Source organism: Dialister sp. CAG:357, from assembly GCF_000435155.1.
GTDB lineage: Bacteria > Bacillota > Negativicutes > Veillonellales > Dialisteraceae > Dialister > Dialister hominis.
On the sequence record NZ_FR896450.1, the window covers coordinates 366 to 5128 of the forward strand.

Below are 4763 nucleotides of genomic sequence, written 5' to 3' on the forward strand. Positions count from 1 at the left end.
AAACGCGCTGCAGGTATGCCTTGATAGCGGAGCAAAGAAGATTCTGCTTCCGATCACATCGGCAGCGGATATGGGAACTGTCCCGCCGGAGCTGATGGGAAGTTTTCAGATTATCTTTTATCAGAGCGCGGAGGACGCAGTGTTCAAGGCGCTGGGAGTGGAATAAGCATTTTTATTGAGGTATCGTATGAACGTAAGAATTGAGGAATCATTTGAACTGTTGTCCCAACAAGAATGGGATGATTTCTTAGCTGTAAATTATTTTGATAACATGATAATAGACGGCAGTAAATTTGGGATTATCGATGATTTTATTGGCAGTATAGGCAAGCCAAAGTTACCAGAAATAATTCAACAGCATAACAATAAAATTGGCGATTGCAAAATCACATACTGTTTTTGTAGACACTACTACGATAGAGGGATACCGGATGATCCGTGGTATAGTTCTCCAGGAGAAAACGGAGAATCAATACAATATTTTCCCTATTTTAAAAAAGAACATTGGATGAGAAAATATTAGTTCACGTATTTTTCCGACACGTATTATTTAAAGATGTCCGCTGTGTGGGATTCAATTGTTGAGCTTTTGAATTATTACTATGGATTAGAGTATGGATCTGATTAACGGCTAAAAAGTAATGTCTTGAAGTGGTTGAAAGACAATCAGAAAAATTTATATGATGAATTGGATGCCTTGCGGAAAGATAAGATATTCCAAGATGCCAATAAATATAGAACGGCAGTAGCTCATGGAATTTCAGAGAATGAAATCCATAATACCATTTTAGAAGAAAAAAATGTGACGGCTACATTCCCGAAAATAGATGAAAAAGGGAATGTTGTTTTTAAAAAAGTGAAAGGGAAAAGAATCTCTGCCACAGCAGGAGAATATACGAATGTAAAAACAATTATGGACAATATGCAAGATTATGCAGTTTTATCTGGAAATGAAATACAAAAGATTATTTCTATTATTCTTGCTAAGTAATAAACAGAAGGTTATTCGAAAATGTAAGGCTTTACTACTGGTATAGACAGAGTGTACAAGAACCTTTCAACGATAGCCATACTTTTTAACGATTGCAGATTGGGGGTGTCGCTTTTGGCTACAGCAACCGCAGCAGCATACGAATACAGAGCCGGAAGTGAGCTCCCGCTCTACGCCTCGAAACGCAGAAAAGCCCAGAAAAGCCCAGAAATAGCGCGGTTTCCGGGCTAAAAACACATAAGGGCATTGTATCAAAGATTACGTCTTGTTAGATACACTCCGTTCTCGCAAAAACATCCAAGTCACCATCTCAAGGATAAAATTGGACATATTCCCAAGGACGGACAAAAGCACAAAATGCCGTGGACTTGTTTCCAAGGACGAATAGGTGTCAAAAACACACTGAAAATATATTCAAAACATCCAGATGAGCTCTTGGAACCACATCGAAACCGTTTCCCTGCTGACGAGGGAGTAAAATAAAAAGGAGCCAGCCATGCTGATCAATTTCAATGAAATAAAAGAAGCTGTCTTCTCCGGAATGAATGGCGGGGAAGGAACAATGACTGTCCGGATGTTCAATGACAGCAAATACCGCATCATCCCGACGAAACTCCATCCGGGCGCATCGATCGGACTCCACAAGCAGGAATCCGGAGACGACATCAATTACATCCTTTCCGGCACCGGCAAGGCTATCTGCGACGGGAAAGAAGAAATCCTCACCGCCGGCTGCTGCCACATCTGCCCTAAAGGATCCTCCCATACCATCATTAATACTGGAGAAGACGACCTTACGATGCTGACCCTCGTCGTTCATGGATAGGAGGCAGCCATGAAATACAAGACCATCGACCACATCGTGATCACTACGGAAAATCTTGAGGCATGCCTTCATTTCTATGTCGATATCCTTGGCATGAGGGCCGAGGAGAAGAACGGGAGATACGCACTCTTCTTCGGGAATCAGAAATTCAACATCCATACAAGAAAAGCCGAATTTCTTCCTGCTGCCGGGAATCCCGAATACGGCAGTCTCGATCTCTGTCTTGCCATTGAAGGCAGCATCGAAGATGCCGAAAAGGAAATCAAGGAAAAAGGCGGCGCCATCGAAGAAGGCCCTGTCACACGCCATGGGGCGCGGGGTGAAATGAAAAGCATCTACCTGAGAGACCCCGACGGCAATCTTATCGAACTTGCCTCTTATGAAGGCTGAATTGGACCATTTGGAAGGAGAAATCTATGAACAAGGAAGAAACCTGCCAGTACCTCAAAGACCACGGAATCACTTTTGAGACCACCGAGCATAAGGCTGTATTCAACATGGAAGAACTGGCAGAGGTCAAGCTTCCTTATCCGGAATGGGACGCCAAGAACCTTTTCGTCAGGGATGACAAGAAAAGGAATTACTACCTCATCACCGTCAAGGGTGAAAAGCAGGTGAACCTCAAAGAATTCCGCAAGGCGCAGGGCCTGAGGGCCCTCTCCTTTGCCAGTCCCGATGATCTCTTGAAGTACCTCAAGCTCACCCCGGGCTCTGTCACTCCGCTCGGCCTTCTGAATGACGAAGAAAACGCGGTTCACTTCTACCTCGATGAGACATTTTTGAGCCATAAGATAGGTGTTCATCCCAATGATAACACAGCCACCATCTGGCTGGACACAGAAGACCTCATTCGCATCCTCAAAGATCACGGAACCGAAGTCAACATCGTGGAAATATAAAAAGGAAATGAAAAAGCAGCCCCAAAAAAGGACTGCTTTTTTAGTGCAAGAACCCGCCTTCCTCATTCCCTCTCGAGTTCCGGCGCTAAGACGAGTATATCGCCGTGTTTGATCACGGCGCTGCCGGAAGGAATGATGGTGTCTATGCCTCTCTTGATCAGGAGGACGCGGCGGGCGCTGGAGGAGGGGATGGCGGCAAGCGGACGATTGGCCGCTTCGCTTGCGCGGTCGACGACGACTTCTTCCAGAGCGTGATGCTCTTCATCCTCGAAACTGTGAGCCGCAAAGACCAGAAGGTCATTTTCCTTCAGAACCGTACTCCCGTCAGGCACAAGGACTTCGCCATTTCTCATAATCATCGCCACGAGAAGATCCCTCGGAAGCTGAAGCTCTGCCAGCGACTTGCCGCACCAGCTGCTCCCTTCCTTTAGGCGCAGCCGGACGAAGCTGATATCGCTGTCATCCTGGTAATCATTAAACGTCGTGCGGATATCCGCCGTAGGATCGATCATCGAAAGCTTCTTGGCCGCGAACGGAAGAAGCGTTCCCTGAATGGAAATCGAGAGAAGTACCATGCAGAACACAAGGTTATAAAGATTGTACGTAATGTCCACCTCGGCCAGCACAGCACCTATGGCAAATACAATCGAGGCCGCCCCGCGGAGGCCCGCCCAGGAAACCAGGGCAATCTGCTCCCGCTTGGCCCCGAAAGGCGCCAGGATCGCCGCGCTTACCAGAGGTCTTGCCACAAGCGTCAGGAACGTTGTCAGCACCAGAGCCGGCACAATCACAGACGGCAGATCCACCGGCGTCACCAGAAGTCCCAGAAGGAAGAAAATCATCACCTGCGCCACATTCGTCAGGACATCGAAGAAATGGACCAGGTACTTCTTCTGCGGAAGCTTCGAATTTCCGATATAAATCCCGCAGAGGTAGACACTCAGATATCCATTTCCATCAAACTCTGCCGGAATCGCATACGCCAGCACCATGATCGAAAACAGGAAAACCGTGTGACTCTGCTGTGAAGGAAGCAGCCGCGAATGCAGAAGCTTCAGCGCAAGCCAGCCGATTGCGAGCCCGAAAAAAGCTCCGATCAGAAGCTGCTTGGCCAGGAGCAGAGGAAAAGAAAACGCTGCCCCGCTCAAAAGCGCAATCGCCGCCATCGTCAGCATATAACTCATCGGGTCATTCGAACCCGACTCCACCTCAAGGAGCGAGTCCGTATGATACTTCAAAGCCAGCTTCTGCGAACGGAGAATGTTGAAAACTGAAGCCGCATCCGTCGAAGAAATCACGGCCCCGATCAGAAAACTCTCCAGCCACAAAAGCGACAGCGCGAAATGAGCGAATACAGCCACAGCTCCCGCCGTCCCCGCAACTCCCAGCGAAGACATTAGAGCTGCCTCGCGCAGAACCGGCCGCGCAGCCCGCATATTCGTCCCGAAGCCGCCATAAAACATAATGAAAATCAGGCACACTGAGCATACCAGGTTCACCAGCGCATAATGATCGAACTGAATCCGAAACGGCCCGTTCTCCCCGAAGAACATGCCCAGACCGACAAAAATGAGCAAAGAAGGAACAGGAATCTTCTCCAAAAACCGATTCAGCAAAATACAAATCAAAATCACAGCCCCCAATAAAAGCAAGGGTTGATTCAACCACACCACATCCTTCCCTAAGTAATAGAAAATACTCTATTTATAACTGTAACAGCTAGGACGCAATACTGTCAAATAATCAGAGCAAATCATCGATAATAAAAGGAAATATATGAGAAATTGGTAAGAATGGTATGGAAATGAGGGGGATAAGGAAGAAATGAGTGAGATTAGATGTATCGCTAAAACTTGCCTTCCCAGACGGGGAAGTACGCCCTTGACCTTGCTCTGGAAGAGAAGGTCGGGATAAGATTATGAAAGGTTTCAAACAAATAAACAGAGCTCTCTCTTTTATTCCTCTTGAAGCTGCCCCCGACGGAGAAAAGAATGCCTTTTACCTTGCTCAGGCAGGAGAAGACCTGCTACACAAGAACAAGCCCCAA

General features: G+C 47.1%; 6 protein-coding genes. 5 read left to right on the top strand and 1 reads right to left on the bottom strand.

The genetic code is table 11. The features are described 5' to 3' along the window. Nucleotides 1-187: 187 nt before the first annotated feature. The 5 genes from M3200_RS07295 (at nucleotide 188) to M3200_RS07315 (ending at nucleotide 2716) form a co-directional block, all read left to right on the top strand. Entirely contained in the window at nucleotides 188-523 is a 336-nt protein-coding gene (locus M3200_RS07295; RefSeq protein WP_022382878.1) for a hypothetical protein, read from the top strand. 123 nt (nucleotides 524-646) lie between these two features. After that, nucleotides 647-991, top strand: a complete 345-nt coding sequence (locus tag M3200_RS07300) for a hypothetical protein (RefSeq protein ID WP_022382879.1) — start codon at nucleotides 647-649, stop codon at nucleotides 989-991. Between the two features lie 496 nt (nucleotides 992-1487). Next, complete coding sequence (locus tag M3200_RS07305) at nucleotides 1488-1817, top strand: cupin domain-containing protein (protein ID WP_022382880.1); 330 nt, start codon at nucleotides 1488-1490, stop codon at nucleotides 1815-1817. Between the two features lie 9 nt (nucleotides 1818-1826). Then, nucleotides 1827-2207 (top strand): VOC family protein, encoded by a 381-nt coding sequence (locus tag M3200_RS07310; RefSeq protein WP_022382881.1) that lies wholly within the window; start codon nucleotides 1827-1829, stop codon nucleotides 2205-2207. Nucleotides 2208-2233: 26 nt separating this feature from the next. Beyond that, on the top strand, nucleotides 2234-2716 hold the full coding sequence (locus M3200_RS07315) for a prolyl-tRNA synthetase associated domain-containing protein (protein WP_022382882.1): 483 nt from the start codon (nucleotides 2234-2236) through the stop codon (nucleotides 2714-2716). Nucleotides 2717-2778: 62 nt separating this feature from the next. Here M3200_RS07315 and M3200_RS07320 read toward each other — a convergent pair whose 3' ends face one another. Then, complete coding sequence (locus tag M3200_RS07320; RefSeq protein WP_353867222.1) at nucleotides 2779-4389, bottom strand: potassium/proton antiporter; 1611 nt, start codon at nucleotides 4387-4389, stop codon at nucleotides 2779-2781. Nucleotides 4390-4763 lie beyond the last annotated feature (374 nt).